This window comes from Kribbella sp. NPDC031520 (genome assembly GCF_055580825.1).
The window spans coordinates 1,444,493-1,459,990 of the sequence record NZ_JBVIKS010000001.1 but is presented as its reverse complement, the minus strand read 5'-3'; the positions used below and the strand labels follow the sequence as shown (position 1 = coordinate 1,459,990).

General features: G+C 68.6%; 13 protein-coding genes. 3 read left to right on the top strand and 10 right to left on the bottom strand.

Features of this window, described 5'->3' with window-relative positions:
• The first annotated feature begins 78 nt into the window (after positions 1-78).
• On the top strand, positions 79-669 hold the full coding sequence (locus ACZ5BU_RS07325; protein ID WP_465696297.1) for a response regulator transcription factor: 591 nt from the start codon (positions 79-81) through the stop codon (positions 667-669).
• Here the strand turns inward: ACZ5BU_RS07325 and ACZ5BU_RS07320 are convergent.
• From ACZ5BU_RS07320 to ACZ5BU_RS07275, 10 genes are all read right to left on the bottom strand, one after another.
• Positions 666-2,324, bottom strand: coding sequence for an ABC transporter ATP-binding protein (locus ACZ5BU_RS07320; protein ID WP_465696295.1), 1,659 nt, complete (start codon positions 2,322-2,324; stop codon positions 666-668). The genes ACZ5BU_RS07325 and ACZ5BU_RS07320 overlap by 4 nt on opposite strands.
• Positions 2,321-3,955 (bottom strand): ABC transporter ATP-binding protein, encoded by a 1,635-nt coding sequence (locus tag ACZ5BU_RS07315; RefSeq protein ID WP_465696293.1) that lies wholly within the window; start codon positions 3,953-3,955, stop codon positions 2,321-2,323. The genes ACZ5BU_RS07320 and ACZ5BU_RS07315 overlap by 4 nt, the downstream gene beginning before the upstream one ends.
• Positions 3,956-3,969: 14 nt before the next feature.
• Positions 3,970-5,805, bottom strand: a complete 1,836-nt coding sequence (locus ACZ5BU_RS07310; RefSeq protein WP_465696291.1) for a prolyl oligopeptidase family serine peptidase — start codon at positions 5,803-5,805, stop codon at positions 3,970-3,972.
• Between the two features lie 122 nt (positions 5,806-5,927).
• A complete protein-coding gene (locus ACZ5BU_RS07305) occupies positions 5,928-6,065 on the bottom strand; it encodes a SapB/AmfS family lanthipeptide (RefSeq protein ID WP_465696289.1) in 138 nt (45 codons plus the stop codon).
• A 4-nt stretch (positions 6,066-6,069) separates the two neighbouring features.
• Entirely contained in the window at positions 6,070-8,634 is a 2,565-nt protein-coding gene (lanKC, locus tag ACZ5BU_RS07300; RefSeq protein ID WP_465696288.1) for a class III lanthionine synthetase LanKC, read from the bottom strand.
• A gap of 372 nt (positions 8,635-9,006) precedes the next feature.
• On the bottom strand, positions 9,007-9,297 hold the full coding sequence (locus tag ACZ5BU_RS07295) for a DUF6247 family protein (RefSeq protein WP_465696286.1): 291 nt from the start codon (positions 9,295-9,297) through the stop codon (positions 9,007-9,009).
• A 19-nt stretch (positions 9,298-9,316) separates the two neighbouring features.
• Positions 9,317-10,378, bottom strand: coding sequence for an ABC transporter ATP-binding protein (locus ACZ5BU_RS07290; protein ID WP_465696283.1), 1,062 nt, complete (start codon positions 10,376-10,378; stop codon positions 9,317-9,319).
• Positions 10,375-11,181: an ABC transporter permease gene (locus tag ACZ5BU_RS07285; RefSeq protein ID WP_465696281.1), complete on the bottom strand. Its 807-nt coding sequence runs from the start codon at positions 11,179-11,181 to the stop codon at positions 10,375-10,377. Before ACZ5BU_RS07285 ends, ACZ5BU_RS07290 begins: the two co-directional genes overlap by 4 nt.
• A complete protein-coding gene (gene modA, locus ACZ5BU_RS07280) occupies positions 11,178-11,960 on the bottom strand; it encodes a molybdate ABC transporter substrate-binding protein (RefSeq protein WP_465696279.1) in 783 nt (260 codons plus the stop codon). Before modA ends, ACZ5BU_RS07285 begins: the two co-directional genes overlap by 4 nt.
• Entirely contained in the window at positions 11,960-12,355 is a 396-nt protein-coding gene (locus tag ACZ5BU_RS07275; protein WP_465696277.1) for a TOBE domain-containing protein, read from the bottom strand. Before ACZ5BU_RS07275 ends, modA begins: the two co-directional genes overlap by 1 nt.
• A gap of 115 nt (positions 12,356-12,470) precedes the next feature.
• Between ACZ5BU_RS07275 and ACZ5BU_RS07270 the strand changes: the two genes are divergently transcribed.
• Together ACZ5BU_RS07270 and ACZ5BU_RS07265 are read left to right on the top strand one after the other, a co-directional pair.
• Positions 12,471-14,369, top strand: coding sequence for an acyl-CoA dehydrogenase family protein (locus ACZ5BU_RS07270; RefSeq protein ID WP_465696275.1), 1,899 nt, complete (start codon positions 12,471-12,473; stop codon positions 14,367-14,369).
• A 2-nt stretch (positions 14,370-14,371) separates the two neighbouring features.
• Positions 14,372-14,998 carry a hypothetical protein gene (locus ACZ5BU_RS07265; RefSeq protein ID WP_465696273.1) on the top strand — a complete coding sequence of 209 codons (627 nt, stop codon included), beginning with the start codon at positions 14,372-14,374 and terminating at the stop codon, positions 14,996-14,998.
• Positions 14,999-15,498 lie beyond the last annotated feature (500 nt).

Here is a 15,498-nt window from a genome sequence, read left to right as displayed (position 1 = left end):
ACCGCCACCCGGCACGTGCTTTTCCTCTGGGGGCGGATGAGGCAACGAATGTGATGGGGGCGGGAAGCGGTGATCCGAGTGGCGCTCGGCCATCGTGGCACGCTGGTGCGTGGTGCACTGGCCGCGGTGCTGGCAGGGGAGAACGACCTGGACGTGGTCGCGGACGTGGACCGCTCCGAGGACATCCTCCAGGTCGCCGGCCGACGGCCGGACGTGTTCCTGCTCGACCTGCAGTTGCCCGGACGGATCCGGATCGAGGACCTCTGCCGCAAGCTCAGCGGGCGCGGCGTGCTGGTGCTGGTCGACCACGAGTCGATCCCGGCCACGAGCCTCGCTTTGGTGAAGCAGGCGCCCCGGATCGGGCTGATCGCGACCGACGCGACCACCGACCAGCTGGTGCAGGCGGTTCGCGACGTCGCGAAGGGGCTGCCCGTGGTCGACGTACGACTCGCTGTGGCGGCGCTGAAGGCGGGCGACAATCCGCTGACCGATCGTGAGTGCGAAGTGCTGCGTCAGGTCACCACCGGCGCGACGGCGCAGGAGGTCGCACGTACGTTGAGCCTGAGCGCTGGGACAGTTCGTAACTACCTCTCGCGCATCCTCGCGAAGACCGGTTCGCGGAGCCGGATCGAGGCGATTCGAAAGGCTCAGGACGCGGGCTGGATCTAGATCCAGTTGCCGTGCAGGTCGCGGTACATGCGCGACGTCCGCATCAGGCCCGCGTGGGTGCCGAGGGTGGCCTTGTTGCCGTCGAGGACCAGGATGCGTTTGGCACGCAGGGCCGAGCTGATCCGGTGCGCGATCACGATCAGCGTGCCGGGCCGTCTCGCGAAGGCTTCCTCGGCCTGGCGTTCGGCCTCGGGGTCGAGGAAGCAGGTCGCCTCGTCGAGGACGACGAGCGGCGCGGGGGACAGGTACGCGCGGACCAGGGCGAGCAGTTGCTTCTCGCCCGCGGACAGTTCGGCCGGCTTGACCTCGGCGTCCAGGCCGCCGAGACGTTCGGCGAGCTGGTCGGCGCCGACGGTCTTCGCGGCCAGTTCGAGTTGGTGATCCGTTGCGTCGGGCAACAAGTACGCGAGGTTGTCGCGGACGGTGCCGCTGAAGACGTACGCCTCCTGCGGAATCAGCACGCGGGTCCGTGCGAGCCGCTCGGTGGTCACCTCGGTCGGTGCCGCACCGCCGAGCAACAGCCGGCCCCGGGTCGGCGTCAACATCCCGCAGACCAGTCCGGCCAGCGTCGACTTGCCGATTCCGCTCGGTCCGACGACGGCCAGGTGCTCACCTTCGGCGATCGTGAGTTCGAGATTGTCCAGTACGGGTTCGGCTTTCGGGCCGTACGCGAAGGTCAGTCCCCGGAGCCGGACCTGGTAGCCGCTCAGCTCGCCGACCGGACGCGGTTCCGGTGCGGGCGTTGACGTGTCGAGGATCCGGCCGAGCGTGATGACGTACCGCAAGCCGCTGTCGCCGAGCGCGTTCATGACCGTGTTCAACGCCGGCTGCAACCCGATCAGCACGTACGTCAGCCCGCCGAGCAGGGTGCCCGTACTGATGCCCCGTCCGACCAGCCACGGCCCGGTCGCCAGCAGGATCAGCAGCGGCAGCCAGCCGCCCACCGCGAAGCACAAGGTCCGCAACGCCGACACCTTCGCCAGCGCACGCTCCGCCGCCGCGTGCGCCTCGATCGGCCGGCTCGTCAACCATTCGGCGTACTCCTCGGCGCCGGTCGCGGTGAGGTCGCGTACCCCGCCGAACACCATGCCCGCCGTGGACGCGAGCTCCTCGTCCGCCGTCAACGACGCCCGGACCCGGTCCGCCGCCATCCCGAGCACGGCCAGCGACAACGCGAACCCGAGCAGGAACGGCGGTACGACGAACACCGCGACCAGCGGGGCCAGCGACAACAGGCCCGCGAGTACTCCGAACAACGTGACCGCGAAGCTCCGCAGGACCAGGACGAGCCCCGCGAACGTGTCCCGGACGATCTCGACCTGCCGGTTCAGCCGGGCCACCGCTCCGTCGTCCCCGGTCCGGAGCGCGCCGCCGACCACCCGCCGTACCAGGTCGTCCCGCAGCGGCTCGACCAGGTCACCCAGCCGCCCGTACACCTGCCGCGCCCCGGCCGCACCGAGCGCCGCGGTCGCGACCAGGCCACTCAGCCACGCGATCCCGCTCCACGCGTGCCCGGCGAGAAAACTGTCGGTCGCCCGCGCCACTGCGATCCCGTACACCGCCGTCGGCAGGAGCTCCGGAACCGACCACCCGATCAACTTGACCGTGGCCTTGTTCCGCAGCGCCGCAGCACCGTACGACAGCTCGCGCTTCATCCGAAGACAGCTCGGTACGAGGTGTTGTGCCAGAGGTCGGCATGCGGGGCGATCGCGCGGACCTGGCCGTGGTCCAGCCAGATGACGAGGTCGGCGCGGGCCGCGGTCGCGGGGCGATGGGTGACGATCAGGCGGGTGCGGTGCTGCCTGTCCTCGGTGAGGGTGCGGCTGATCTGGCGTTCGGTCGCGGTGTCGAGGCTCGACGTGGCGTCGTCCAGGACCAGCAGCCGGCGGGCCGACCAGGCGCGGGCGAGGCCGAGGCGTTGCCGTTCGCCGCCGGACATCGGTGCCTTGCGCAACGAGGTGAAGTACCCGTCGGGGAGCCGGCTGACGAAGTCGTGGGCGTGCGTCGCGCGGGCCGCGGCGAGGGTCCGGACCGGGCTGACCGCGTGCGGGTCGATCGCCTCGCCGACGGTCCGGCCGATCAACTGCGGGCGCTCGAACGCACAACCGACCGCGTGCCGCAACGCCCGCCGGCTGACGGCCTGCAGCGGTACGCCGTCCAGCGAGACCTGTCCGGTCGACGGGTCACGCAGGCGCGCCGCGACCGCCGCGAGCACCGACTTGCCGGCGCCGCTCGGACCGACGACCGCGACCGTGACACCACCCGGAAGGTCGAGATTCACGTTGTCCAGCAGGATCTTCTCGCCCGCGAAGACGCTGACGCCGTCGAACGTCAGCTGCCCGGTCCCGGGCGGTAGCGTCAGCGAGCCGTGGGCGACAGGCTCGATCGCGGTCACCTCGGCGGACCGCCGTACGCCGGCCTTCGCGCGCGCGAGTTCGCCGAGGATCCCGGTCAGGTTGCCGAGCCCGGCGCCGAGAACGGCGTACTGCGAGGCGGCGAACAGCTCGCCCGCGGTGACGTTGCCGGCCACGAGCTGCAGTCCGCCGACGGCCAGGACCGCGACGAGTACGAGTGGACCGACGAGCGCGGCCTGTGCGCCGGAGCGGGCCAGGATCCGCCAGGTGACGACGCCGTGCCGGTGCAGTTCGGGGAGGAGACCGAGGATGCGGCGCTCCTCGCGTTCTGTCGTACCGGCGGAGCGGATGGTGCGGATGCCGGTCAGGGATTCGGACAGCAGAGCGGCGATCCGGCCCTGGGTCTCCTGGTAGGAGAGGCTGACGTCGGCGGTGCGTTTCGCGAACGTCCACAGGACCAGGATCACCAGCAGTACGCCGCCGAAGAACGCGGCCGCGAGCCATGGGTCGATGACGGCCAGGAGGACTAAGCTGCCGAGGGGCGGAGCGATCGCGGCGATCGCCGTCACCGCGGCCGGTCCGGCCTGGGCGGCGTCGGTCGCGTTGGCCGATACCCGGGTGACCAGGTCGCCGGTCTCGAAGTCGCGCGTACCGTCCGGGCCGCCGCGGACGACGTGCCGGACCAGCCGGTTCCGCAGCCAGGCCGTCGTCTCGGCGACGCAGGCCGCGCCGGCGAACGCGTCGATGATGCTGGCCGCGATCCCGAGCCCGATCAGCGTGGCCGTGACGATCAGCCAACGGGTGTACCCGTCACCGGCGACGATCGAGTCGACCGAACGACCGAGGATCGTCGGCAACGCGAGGGTGACCCCGCTGCCGATCAGCGCGTTCACTCCGATCAACGGCAACCAACGGCGCCCGTGCTTCGCCACTTCGCCGAAGGTGATCATGCGTCGAGGCCCGTCTGGTCGGCGAGGAAGGCGAGCAGGTCGGCGGCCAGGTTGATGCCTCCGGTCGTGTGCCCCGCGTCCTGTTCGAACCGCAGCAACACCGGGCGTGGACCGGCCGTCGCATGCTGCAGCGCAGCGCAGAACTTCCTTGCGTGCAAGGGATCCACACGGGTGTCGTTCCCGAACGCGGTCAGGAGTACGGCCGGGTACTTCACACCGTCGACGACGCGGTGGTACGGCGAGTACGAGAGCAGGTTCTTGAAGTCGTCGGCGTCCTCGACGGACCCGTACTCCGCGGTCCAGCGCTCGCCGAGACCAGATCGCTCGTAGCGGATCATGTCGGTCAACGGAGCCGAGCAGACCGCGGCGGCGAACAGTTCGGGGCGCTGGGTGAGTGCGGCGGCGGTGAGCAGACCACCATTGGACTCGCCACAGATCGCGAGGTGGTCCGCGGTGGTCCAGCCTTCCGCGATCAGGTATTCGGCGGCGGCGATGAAGTCGTCGAAGACGTGCTGCTTGTCGTGGCGGGTCCCGGCGTCGTGCTTCGTACCGTCGCCACGGACGGTCGCAGTCACGAAAGCGCCGCCTGCTTCGACCCAGGCCAGCGCGAACGCGGAGTACGTAGGCGTCAACGCCTGCCCGAAACCGCCGTACCCGTAGAGGATGGTGGGGCCGGGCTTCCCGATCACTTGCAGCTCGAGCCCCTCGCGGTAGCTCAGCCGGTGCGCCTCCGCGGCTCGCCCTTCCTCCGCCGTTCCCCAGGGCTTTGCGGAACTGGCGCCCGGCTCGTAGCAGTACACGGTCGGCGGCGTCACGCTGTCCGTGTAGCTGAACCAAGCGCGGTTGCCGTCCGCGGTAAGTGACCCGACCGACCCGTGGCCCGGCAGCTGCACGTTGCCTGTTCGTACGCCCGTCAGCCGATCGTGTACGGCGATCGCGGTCGCGCCGGCGACCAGCACCACGTCGTCGAGGATCGCGAGACCGGTCAGCGGCCCATCAGGCCTCACGTACTCGCGCCAGACCGTCGGCGCGGTCGGGTCACCAACGCTGATCCCGTCCGCCGTGACGACGTACAGCCGCCCATCCGGACCGACCGACATGATCGTGGTGGTGATCGTCGGGATGTGCTGCGGCGGCCCTTCGGCTCTGAGGTCCGCGAACCACAGGTCGTCTCGGGTGCAGATCGTCAGCCAGCGGCCGTCCGCGCTGACCTCCAGCCCGTACGAGGCTTCGTCCGCGAGGATCGTCGTATCCGCCTGGCCGAGTGAATGCCGGCGTACCTGGCGGAAGCGGACATAGTAGAAGGTGCTGCTGTCCGGCAGCCAGGCCACCGGTGAGTACCGGCAACCGTCGAGCGGCCCGTCCACGACCTGGCCGGTGCCGACGTCGAGAACCGACAACGACGCCTGCTCGGTACCACCACGAGACAGCTGCACCGCGACCTTGCGGCCGTCCGGCGAAGGCTGCCACTCGTCGAGCGTGGTCGACCCGCTCGGATCAACCTGCTTCAGATCGAGCAGCGGCGTCTCGTCGACGAACAGTACGGCCTGTTGCCCGGCCTCGCGCCGCACCGTGAAGCTGCGGCCGCCGCACCACACCGGGACGGACACGCTGCCTACGTTCGACAGCCGCCGGACGGCGTTCTTCCAGCGGAACCGGGTGCTCAGCGAACCGGCGTACGTCAGCCACAACTCGTCCTGATCCCGCAGCCAACGGGCGGCGTCTGCCGGATCTTCGAGCCAACGGTACGGGTCCGCAACGGAACAACCGTGCACCTGCTCCACGAGCGTCAGACGCTCGGCGCATGGATAAGCCTGCACGGAATCGATCACCCCACTCTCTCTCCCACCAACACAACGAGCCCGGAGGCTCGGAGCTACCCCGGAGACAGGACGGCCCTGGGTGGGCATGCCCACCCAGGACCTCACTACCTGGCAAATGCAGGTTTGCCGTATCAGTGGCAGAGCAGCAGGCTCAGGTTGCTCGGAGTCTGCGACGCGCAGCCCAGCACGGTCAGGGTGGAGCCGCCGTGGTGGTGGCCACCGCAGCCGTAACCCGGGGTCTCGAGACCCTGGAGGTCGAGAAGTGCCATGTGTTTACACCTCCTTCGGTGCAGGTTGTCGGGATGGGTACTCGGACCACTGGGGAGGTCCGAGGAACGGGAGGGACACCGGCGCATGATCCGCAGGGTGCAGCGCCGTACCCAGGGCCAGCAGTACGCCGGCCGATCCGGTGGCCAGGTCCATCGAGAGCCGGAGCAGCTGGTTGCCGGGAAACGCGAGACCACCCTCGAACGGCATCGCGTGCCAGCCGAGGCCGTGTACCAGGTCGTCGACCTGATCACCGAGTGCCGCAGCCGTGAGGAGAACTCCGGAGCGGCCCATGAACAGGCCGGGCTGGACGTAATAGGAGCAGTGCGTGACGCGCTTGAGCTCGTCCAGCGTTCTGGTCAGCTCGTCGGACGGCCGGTGGCGCAGGTAGCGCTCGAGGACGAGCGCGATGCCGGCGGAACCTTCCTCCAGGTACGGCAGGGTTCGCCAGCCCTGGTTGACCTGGCGCATGCCGTCGTCGGTGAGCACGGTCCGCTTCAGGTCCTGCCGGATCGCGATCTCCGCGAGGTCGAGCAGACCGGTGTCCCCGAGCTGCTCGAACGCGTTCAGGAACAGCAGCGCCGGCCCGGACGATCCGTACATCAGGCCGGCCCGTGCGTACTGACCGCCGCTGAGCTCGGGTACGTCGGCCTCGAGGCGATCCGCTACCAGGTCGAGGACGCGGACGGCCTGCGCACGGAGCGCCGGCTCGGTGTCGAAGTGCAGCAGGTTGAGGCCGATCCCGGCGAGGCCGGAGTGCAGGCCGAGCTCGCGGGTGCTCCAGTCGTCGGCGAGCGTACGGTCCACGATGTCCAGCGCGTCCTGACGGTGGCCGAGCTCGTCGAGTACGTGCGCGACGCCGTGCAGACCGTCGTACAGCCCTGGGCCGGCGGGGGTCGTCAGCGCGTGCTTGCGGAGCCAGTCCTCGTACTGCGGGAAGCGCCCGGCGCCGGTCTTCGCGAGCGCATAGAGGACACCGGCGGCACCCGTCGCCAGGTCGATCCCGCCGCCGTCGCGGAACTGCGCGATGTCGCCGGGGAACAGGCGGTCGGTGCGTTCCGGTGTTGCGCTGGCGACGATCGCCTGGGTGAGCGCCGCGCGTACCTCGGTCCACTCGGCCTCGCCGGGGAGCGCGACGCCTTCGAGGTCGTTCGCCGGGTTGGCGCCGACGATCGTACGGACCGCGTCGTCGAGCGTGGCGCGCGGCACCGGGAACGTGTCCGCGATCATGTCGGCGAGCTGGAACGCCTTACCTGGATGGAGATTCAGCAGGATCGTTGCCTGCGGCGCGTAGACGCCGAGCGCGATACAAGCCAGCGCGTACCGGTCAACGTCGACGCCCTGCCGGTCCTGCGGGGCGGCGTACCCGGGGTGGGCGAGCGTCGAACGCGCCTGGTCCTCGGCCTTCGTCGCGACCTCGAAGTCGATCAGCGTGAGCTTGCCGTTCACGTCGAGGAGCAGGTTGTCCGGGTGCAGGTCGCAGAACACCACGCCGCGTTCGTGCAGCTGGCCGACGGCCTCGCCGACCTTGGCGACCATCGCGGTCGCCCAGTCGGCGTACTCGGCCTTTTGGGTTTCGGTCGCGTCGGGGTGTGTCAGCGGGTAGCGGCGGACCAGGTCGCGCTGGAGCGACACCGAGTCGATGTGCTCCTGGACGAGGAAGTGGTGCTCGCCGAGCTGCAGGTAGTCGTGCGTCCGCGGTACGGCGTCGAGGCCGTCGAGCTGCGCCAGGATGTCGCGCTCGTGGGCGATCCGGGTCACCGCGTCACGGCCGGCCATGTCGAGACCGGCGTACGGACGACCTTCCTTGAGTACGACGCGGTCGCCGGACTCGGTGTGGTGGCCGAGGTACACGCCGCCGCCGTTGGAGAACTGGATGACGCCGTCGATCGTGTACGCGAGCTCGTTCGTGGTGACCGCGTTGCGGGCGTCGAGGTGCGGCTGCAGGAAGTCGGGGAGCTGGACCCAGGGCGGTACGACGAAGGTCGGGCCGCGGTGGTCCGGGACGAGGTTGCCGTGGGCATCCTCGATCGCGAGCACGCGCTTACCGGTCGGAGACAGACAGTACCGGCTGACGAAGGCGCCGTACCGGACGAAGAGCGGGCCCTCCGCGTAGCGCAGATCGCTAAGGATATAAGGGCCCTCGACGCCGCTCAGTACTTCGTTGAGGTCCTTGAGGACGAGCTCGAGCTGCGCGTCGTCGGCCGGGTAGATCGTCACCAGCTTGCCGCTCGACCCACGGGGCGCGGCCTTCGAGTTCGTCATCACGAGGACGGCCTCGTTGCGCAGGAACTTGAACGCGATGCCGCGGGGAACGCAGTAGTCCCAGACCGCCTCGAGCGTCCGCGCGACGTCTTGCAGGCGCGCCGAGACGTGGATCTTCCAGCCCTGGTCCGGCAACCGGAGCCCGTCCGGCGCGTAGTTCATCCACTGCTCACCCGGCACGTGCCGCCATCCGTCCGGGACCTCCCGGCGCGTAATCGAGAAATCCGGGTGCCGCGCACCACGATTGGCCGGCGTCTCGTAGAACCGCCGATCCGCAAGGCAGTAGAACTCGTAACTCTCATGCATGACTGTCCGACCCCCTTTCGCGGTGCCCCGCCACATCTTGGGCGCCCCGTCAGGTATCGGCGTAGTGCACGATGTCATCACTCTCGTGTGAAGAACCCACGCACTACGAGTGAGTAACTAAACACTCTTCGTTACCGTACCGCGCGATCCAAGCGCGAAACCGGTCGTAACAACATGTCAATCCATGACAGCAACATCACAACGCGTAACTTCCACGAATGTACTTCGTCAGCGCTCGGCTGACGGGTCCCACGTCCTCCGCGACCAGCAACGTCTTAGTCGCCGGGACACGCTCCACGAGAGCGTCGAATGGTTGCGACAGCAATCCGTCGAGCTGAGCGAGCGCTGCCGCGTGGAACTCCACGCGATAGTTCACTGCCGATCTGACCAGCCCGGAATGACCTGCTCGGCAGGTGTGAACTCCTCTGCTCTGCCTTCACGAGTTGCTTGCATTCGCTCGTCGAAGCCTGGGCTGGAGTAAGCGACGGCGCGTAGGTGCCACAGATGAAGCACGTCGCGCAGATGCTGGAAACGCCACACCTCGTGCGCGGCGTCGAGCGCCTGGTGGTAGTCGTGCAGGAACTGCTCGTGCCACTTCGGCGGCAGCACAGCGAGGATCTGCTCCGGATCCTCCGCCGACCGATCCACAGGCTGCGCCGTCATGCCGTCAGAATACTCTGACCTACACCGGGTAGGTGCGGACCTCGGTTGCTTTGAGGGTGGTTTGGAGGGGTTGGCCGGGGTGTAGGTGGAGGTCGGCTACGGCGGCGGGGGTTATGTCGGCCAGGACTTCTGTGGGGCCGGTGGGGGAGGCGTCGAGGCGGACTCTGACGGTGTGGGCGTGTTGTTCGATGCCTGTTACTACGGCGGGCCACGTGTTGCGGGGGCTGCCTGTGGGGGCTTCGGTGTAGAGGCTTACGGCGGTGGGTGGGAAGGCTACGTGGACGCCGCCGGTGGCTGGTTCGGCGAGGGTTATGGTGCCGCCGTCGGTCAGGCGGACGGTGGTGCCGGTGGCGGTGCCTCGGTAGAGGTTGAGGCCTACCAGTTGGGCTACGTAGTCGGTGCGGGGGCGGTGGGCTACCTCGGTGGGTTTGCCTTCCTGGACCACCTGGCCGTTCTCGATGATGACCAGACGATCAGCCAGGACCATGGCGTCCAGCGGGTCGTGGGTGACGAGTAGCGTGCGGCCCTCGAAGCGGGAGAGGTGCTGACCCAGCTCCGCACGGACGTGCAGCGTCGTACTCGCGTCCAAAGCAGCAAGCGGTTCGTCAAGCAGTAAGAGCTCCGGGTCAGTCGCCAGGGCTCTCGCCAGCGCTACTCGTTGAGCCTGGCCGCCGGACAGCGCGCGAGGACGAGTACGGGCGTACTCCGAGAGCCCTACGACCTCCAGCCACCGTGCAGCCTCCTGGCGGGCTGTTTGCTTCTCCATGCCGCGGGCACGTAGGCCGAACGCCACGTTCTCCAATGCGCTCAGGTGGTTGAAGAGCAGGTAGTCCTGGAACACCACGCCAATCGGACGGCGCTCCGGCGTACGGAACGTGTGCGGCGGCTCGTCCCACACCGACGAGCCCAGTGCGATCCGTCCACCGTCAAGCGCGAGCAGTCCGGAGATAGCACGGAGCGCAGTCGTCTTGCCGGCGCCGTTAGGCCCAAGCAGCGCAACAACTTCGCCTGGCTCCACAGTCAGATCCACTGCGAGGTTGAAGGCGCCACGGCTCACCCGCAGCTCGGCGTACAGCGTCATCGCAACCCACTGATCCAGCGCTCGCGCAGAGACGCCAGGACGACGACAGAAACGAGCAGCAGCACGAGACTCAGTACGACGGCCACGTCCGGATCGGTCTCCAACGCCAGGTAGACCGCCAGCGGCATCGTCGTCGTACGCCCTGGGAAATTACCCGCGAACGTGATCGTCGCCCCGAACTCGCCCAGCGCCCGCGCCCAGCACAACACCATGCCCGCAACGACCCCCGGTGCGATCGACGGCAATGTCACCCGCCGGAACGTCAGCCAGCGGCCCGCACCCAGCGTCGCGGCCGCTTCCTCGTACCGCGGGTCAGCCGCACGCAAAGCACCCTCAACAGAGATCACCAGGAACGGCATCGCGACGAAAGCCTCGGCCACCACCACACCAGCCGTGGTGAACGGCAACGACACCCCGAACCACGAGTCGAGGTACTGACCGACCAGCCCGCGCCGCCCCAGCACCAGCAACAACGCCACCCCACCAACAACCGGTGGCAGCACCAGAGGCACCGTCACGAACGCCCTGATCACACTGCGCCCCGGCAGCCCACCCCTCGCGAGCAGCCACGCCAACGGAACGCCCAGCACCACGCACAACGCAGTAGCGGCTGTAGCGCACACCAGAGACAGCTTCAGTGCCTGCCATACGTCCGCACTGTGGAGCTTGGCCGGGAGCGTCGACCAAGGCGCCTTGACGAGCAGTCCGAGCAGCGGCACGAGCAGGAACGCCAGGCCGATCAACGCAGGCAGCAGGAGCACAAGGGGCAGGCGCCCGCTCGTACTCCTGCTGCGACGACTCATGGTGCCGAGAAGCCGGCCGCGGTCAGGACTGCCTTGCCCTTGTCGGACAGCACGTAGTCGACGAAGGCCTTCGCAGCGTCAGCGTTCGGCGCCTTCGTCAGCGCGACGATCGGGTATTCGTTGACTGCCTTGCTCGCTTCCGGGAACTCGATGCCGTCGACCTTGTCCTTCGCGGACAGCACGTCGGTCTTGTAAACCAGCGCGGCGTCGACCTCACCGAGACTGACCTTGGTCAGTGCGGCCTTCACGTCCTGCTCGAGGCTGTCCGGCTGCGCGGTGACGCCGCTCGCTTTGAACACCTTCTCCGCCGCCGCGCCGCACGGCACCTGGGGGGCACAGAGCGCGATCTTCTTGCTCTTGTCGGCGAAGTCCTTCAGGCCGGTGATCTTGCCCGGGTTGCCCTTCGGTACGGCGATCTCGAGCGTGTTGCTGACGAAGTTCGTCGGGGTGCCCTTGTCCTTCACGGCGTCCATGTTCTTCGGCGCCGCCGAGGCGAACACGTCGGCCGGCGCACCCTCGTTGATCTGTTTCGCGAGCGCGGAGCTGCCGGCGAAGTTGAACGTCACCTTCACGCCGGGGTGAGCGGCCTCGAAGTCCTTGCCGAGCTGGGTGAACGCGCCGGTCAGCGAAGCGGCCGCGAACACGTTGACGCTGCCGGACAACGCCTGCGTGCTGCTCGAGGACGGCGCGGAGGACGACGCCAGCGTGTCACCCCCGCACCCGGCCAGGGCAAACGTGGCGACAGCGGCCAGGGCGGCGGCAACGGTACGGCGGAACATCAGGCCTCCGGGATCTCGACGACGACATGGGTGGACTTGATCGAGGCCACGGCCACGACGCCGGGCTCCAGCCCCAGCTCGTCGGCGGCCTCCCGGCTCATCAGCGACACGACGCGGAACGGCCCGGCCTGCAGCTCGACCTGGGCCATCACGCCGTCCTTGAGCACGCGGGTGACGATCCCGCGCATCCGGTTCCGCGCCGACGCGGCGGCGGTGTGACCCGGTTCCGGGGTGTCCGCGAGCTCCTGGGCGAACTTGGCGAGCGCTTGCCCGTCGATCGCCATCCGCCCGCTCTCCTGCTTGGACGGCAACCGTCCCTGATCGATCCAGCGGCGCACCGTGTCGTCACTGACGCCCAGCAGCGCCGCCGCCTCACTAACCCGCAAACTCGGCACGGCACCCAGCATACGGCCGCACCTGCGGCTTGATGCCAGCTTGTCCACAGTCACGGATCGGTGACGAAAAGTGGGGGTGAATCCTCGTACGTTAAAGGGCATGAGGACAACGGCGATGCAGGATTACTTGGACGGGCCGCATAAGGCGGCGCGGGACGTCGTGCGGGCCGAGCTGGCCGCGCACGCCGACCTGGCGGAGCTGGCGGTGCGCCTGCCACGCGACGAGTACCGGGACAGGGTGCTGGAGTTGCTGCTGCGCTCGGCCGCGAGCGGGCTGCCCGCCCGTGGATACCCGAAGGAGTACGGCGGGGCGGCGGACCTCGGCGGCTTCATCGCGGGCTTCGAGACACTTGCCTTCGGCGATCTGTCGCTGATGGTCAAGGCCGGTGTGCAGTTCGGGCTGTTCGCGGGCGCGATCCTGCACCTGGGGACCGAGCGGCACCACGAGCAGTATCTTGCGGACGCGATCGGCGGCCGGCTGCTGGGCTGCTTCGCGATGACCGAGACCGGGCACGGGTCGAACGTCCAGGCCCTCGGCACGACGGCGACGTACGACGAGTCCACGGGAGAGTTCGTCGTCCACACGCCGACCGCGGCAGCGCGCAAGGACTACATCGGGAACGCGGCCCGCCACGGGCGGATGGCGGCGGTGTTCGCGCAGCTCGTGGTCCGCGGGGAGAGTCACGGCGTGCACTGCCTGCTGGTGCCGATCCGCGGCGAGGACGGCGCAGCTCTGCCCGGCGTCACCCTGTCCGACTGCGGACCGAAGCTCGGGCTGAACGGTGTGGACAACGGGAGGATCGTGTTCGACCAGGTCCGGGTGCCGCGGGCGGCCCTGCTGGACCGGTACGCCCAGGTCGATGCTGACGGCAACTACACCAGCGCGATCGAGAACCCGGACCGCCGGTTCTTCACGATGCTCGGCACGCTCGTCCAGGGCCGGGTGTCGGTCGGCGGCGCGGCGATCAACGCGAGCAAGGTCGCGCTCACGATCGCGATTCGGTACGCCGCTCAGCGCCGCCAGTTCGGCGCACCGGGGAGCAGCGAGGAGACGTTGCTGCTCGACTACCGGATGCATCAGCGCCGGCTGCTGCCGTTGCTCGCCCGGACGTACGCGCTGCACTTCGCGCAGGCCGAGCTGGTCGAGGAGTTCGCGCGGGTGTTCACCGATGAGCGGGACGAGCACGACAGGCGGGCGCTGGAGGCCCAGGCGGCCGGGACGAAGGCGCTCGGGACGTGGCACGCCACCGAGACGATCCAGCTGTGCCGGGAGGCGTGCGGGGGCGCCGGTTACCTGGCGGAGAACCGGTTGGCCACTCTGAAGGCGGACACCGACGTCTTCACCACGTTCGAGGGTGACAACACGGTGCTGCTACAGCTTGTCGCGAAGGGTCTGCTGACCGACTACCGCAGGTCGTTCGGCGAGCTGGACCCGTTGGGTACGGCCCGGTTCGTGGCGGCGCAGGCGGTGGAGATCGCGGTCGAGAAGGCGGCGCTCCGCCCGCTGATCGAGCGGCTGCGCGACGTCGTACCGAACCGTTCCGACGCCTCCGATCCGGATGCCGGGCTGCGGGACGACGCATACCACTCCGGTCTGCTCGGGTATCGCGAGCAGCACATGCTGTCCGGGGTGGCGCGCCGGCTGAAGGCTGGGATCGATGCCGGGGACGACGCGTTCGATGTGTTCAACCGGTGCCAGGACCACGTGATCGCGGCCGGCCGGGCGCATGTTGACCGGATCGTTCTCGAAGCCTTCCAGTCCGCAGTGCGAGACGCCCCGGAGGAGGTCCAGCCGCTGTTGCACGACGTGTACGACCTGCACGCGCTGTCGACGATCGAGGCGGAGCGCGCGTGGTATCTCGAACACGGCCGTCTGTCACCGGGCCGTTCGAAGGCGATCACCGCCCTGGTCAACGACCTCTGCGCCGCCGTCCGCCCGGCAGCAGTAGAGCTCGTCGACGCGTTCGGCGTACCGGCCTCGGCAGTGGAGGTGCCCATGGTTGTACCGTCCTAGTCATGAGTGAGTCGATCGAACCTGCGTCGGCTGCTGAGGCCGCCCGTGAGCTAGCCCGGGTGTTGCTCGAGCAGGCTGATGCATTGGATCTCCACGATCTGCGGGCCACCGGCGCGATCGAGAACGTCCGGGTGCAGGCCCGGGCGCTCGCGGACGCAGTCCACGAACGCGGCTGGGGCGACATCTTCCTCGGGATCGACTCGTACGACCCCGACGAGCTGGACGACCTGCCGCTCGGGCCGGACGACTTCGACGACCCGGCGGACTACCGGGAGATCGTCGACGGTGGTGCGCTGGACGACCTCGGGGAGCTCGAGGAACCGATGCTGCCGGAGAACGGGCTGCGGCTCAGCTACCAGGCGCGGTACGACTACGTCGTGACCGACCCGGACGCCTTCGTGCAGTACGTGCGCAGCCGGGCGGACGAGGCGCAGAACGAGGACGTCATCGACGACATCGAGGACGCCCAGTCGGCGTTCGAGCTGCTCTGCTACCTGGACGGCGTCGGCTCGAAGGAGTACGAGTCGTTCGGCCTGGTCCCGGGCGGCGGCGAGGAGTCGCACAAGGTCGTCAAGTTCTCGCTCTGGGACCTGGACCCGACCCGCCGCGACGACACCTACCCCTACTGACCCCCAGAACAGAGCCGCTCCGCTCGTACTGGTCCCCAGCAGCACCAGTACGAGCGGAGCGGTCTTTTCCGTAAGAAACGCCGGCCGCGCCGGGCGTTGGTCGCCACCTCACTGGCGACCAACGCCCTGTTGGCGCGGCCGGCGTCCTGCTGTTGCCCCGAGAGGGCAGTGGCCCGAAGGAGGGTGGGCCCGAGACCCATTCCGCGGCCGGCAGGGGAGGTACAGTCCGGTCGCGGACGGAAGTACATCGGGAACCACCTGGACCCAGTGCCGGCGACCCGTCCGTCGCCGACAACAGAAACCTGTCATGCGGCCCGGCGTACCGGGAATCCTCCGGTTCAAACATTTGCATTGCCTTTGAAGTAAGCAACGCTCAGTAGAGGTTCCTTCACTTTCTGTACTGATGTTGCCTTCCGCAACAACTAACCAGTCGTCAAGACCTCAACTGCGGAACCGGCTCAGCGCTCACATCGCCTACATCGCGATCTACGCCTAGTGCT

What these genes read in the sequence shown, in the direction of transcription:
- ACZ5BU_RS07265 (WP_465696273.1), top strand. Translation starts at nt 14,372, where the DNA reads ATGAGTGAGTCGATCGAACCTGCGTCGGCTGCTGAGGCCGCCCGTGAG.
- ACZ5BU_RS07270 (WP_465696275.1), top strand. Translation starts at nt 12,471, where the DNA reads ATGCAGGATTACTTGGACGGGCCGCATAAGGCGGCGCGGGACGTCGTG.
- ACZ5BU_RS07285 (WP_465696281.1), bottom strand. Translation starts at nt 11,181, where the DNA reads ATGAGTCGTCGCAGCAGGAGTACGAGCGGGCGCCTGCCCCTTGTGCTC.
- ACZ5BU_RS07290 (WP_465696283.1), bottom strand. Translation starts at nt 10,378, where the DNA reads ATGACGCTGTACGCCGAGCTGCGGGTGAGCCGTGGCGCCTTCAACCTC.
- ACZ5BU_RS07305 (WP_465696289.1), bottom strand. Translation starts at nt 6,065, where the DNA reads ATGGCACTTCTCGACCTCCAGGGTCTCGAGACCCCGGGTTACGGCTGC.
- ACZ5BU_RS07320 (WP_465696295.1), bottom strand. Translation starts at nt 2,324, where the DNA reads ATGAAGCGCGAGCTGTCGTACGGTGCTGCGGCGCTGCGGAACAAGGCC.
- lanKC (WP_465696288.1), bottom strand. Translation starts at nt 8,634, where the DNA reads ATGCATGAGAGTTACGAGTTCTACTGCCTTGCGGATCGGCGGTTCTAC.
- modA (WP_465696279.1), bottom strand. Translation starts at nt 11,960, where the DNA reads ATGTTCCGCCGTACCGTTGCCGCCGCCCTGGCCGCTGTCGCCACGTTT.
- ACZ5BU_RS07295 (WP_465696286.1), bottom strand. Translation starts at nt 9,297, where the DNA reads ATGACGGCGCAGCCTGTGGATCGGTCGGCGGAGGATCCGGAGCAGATC.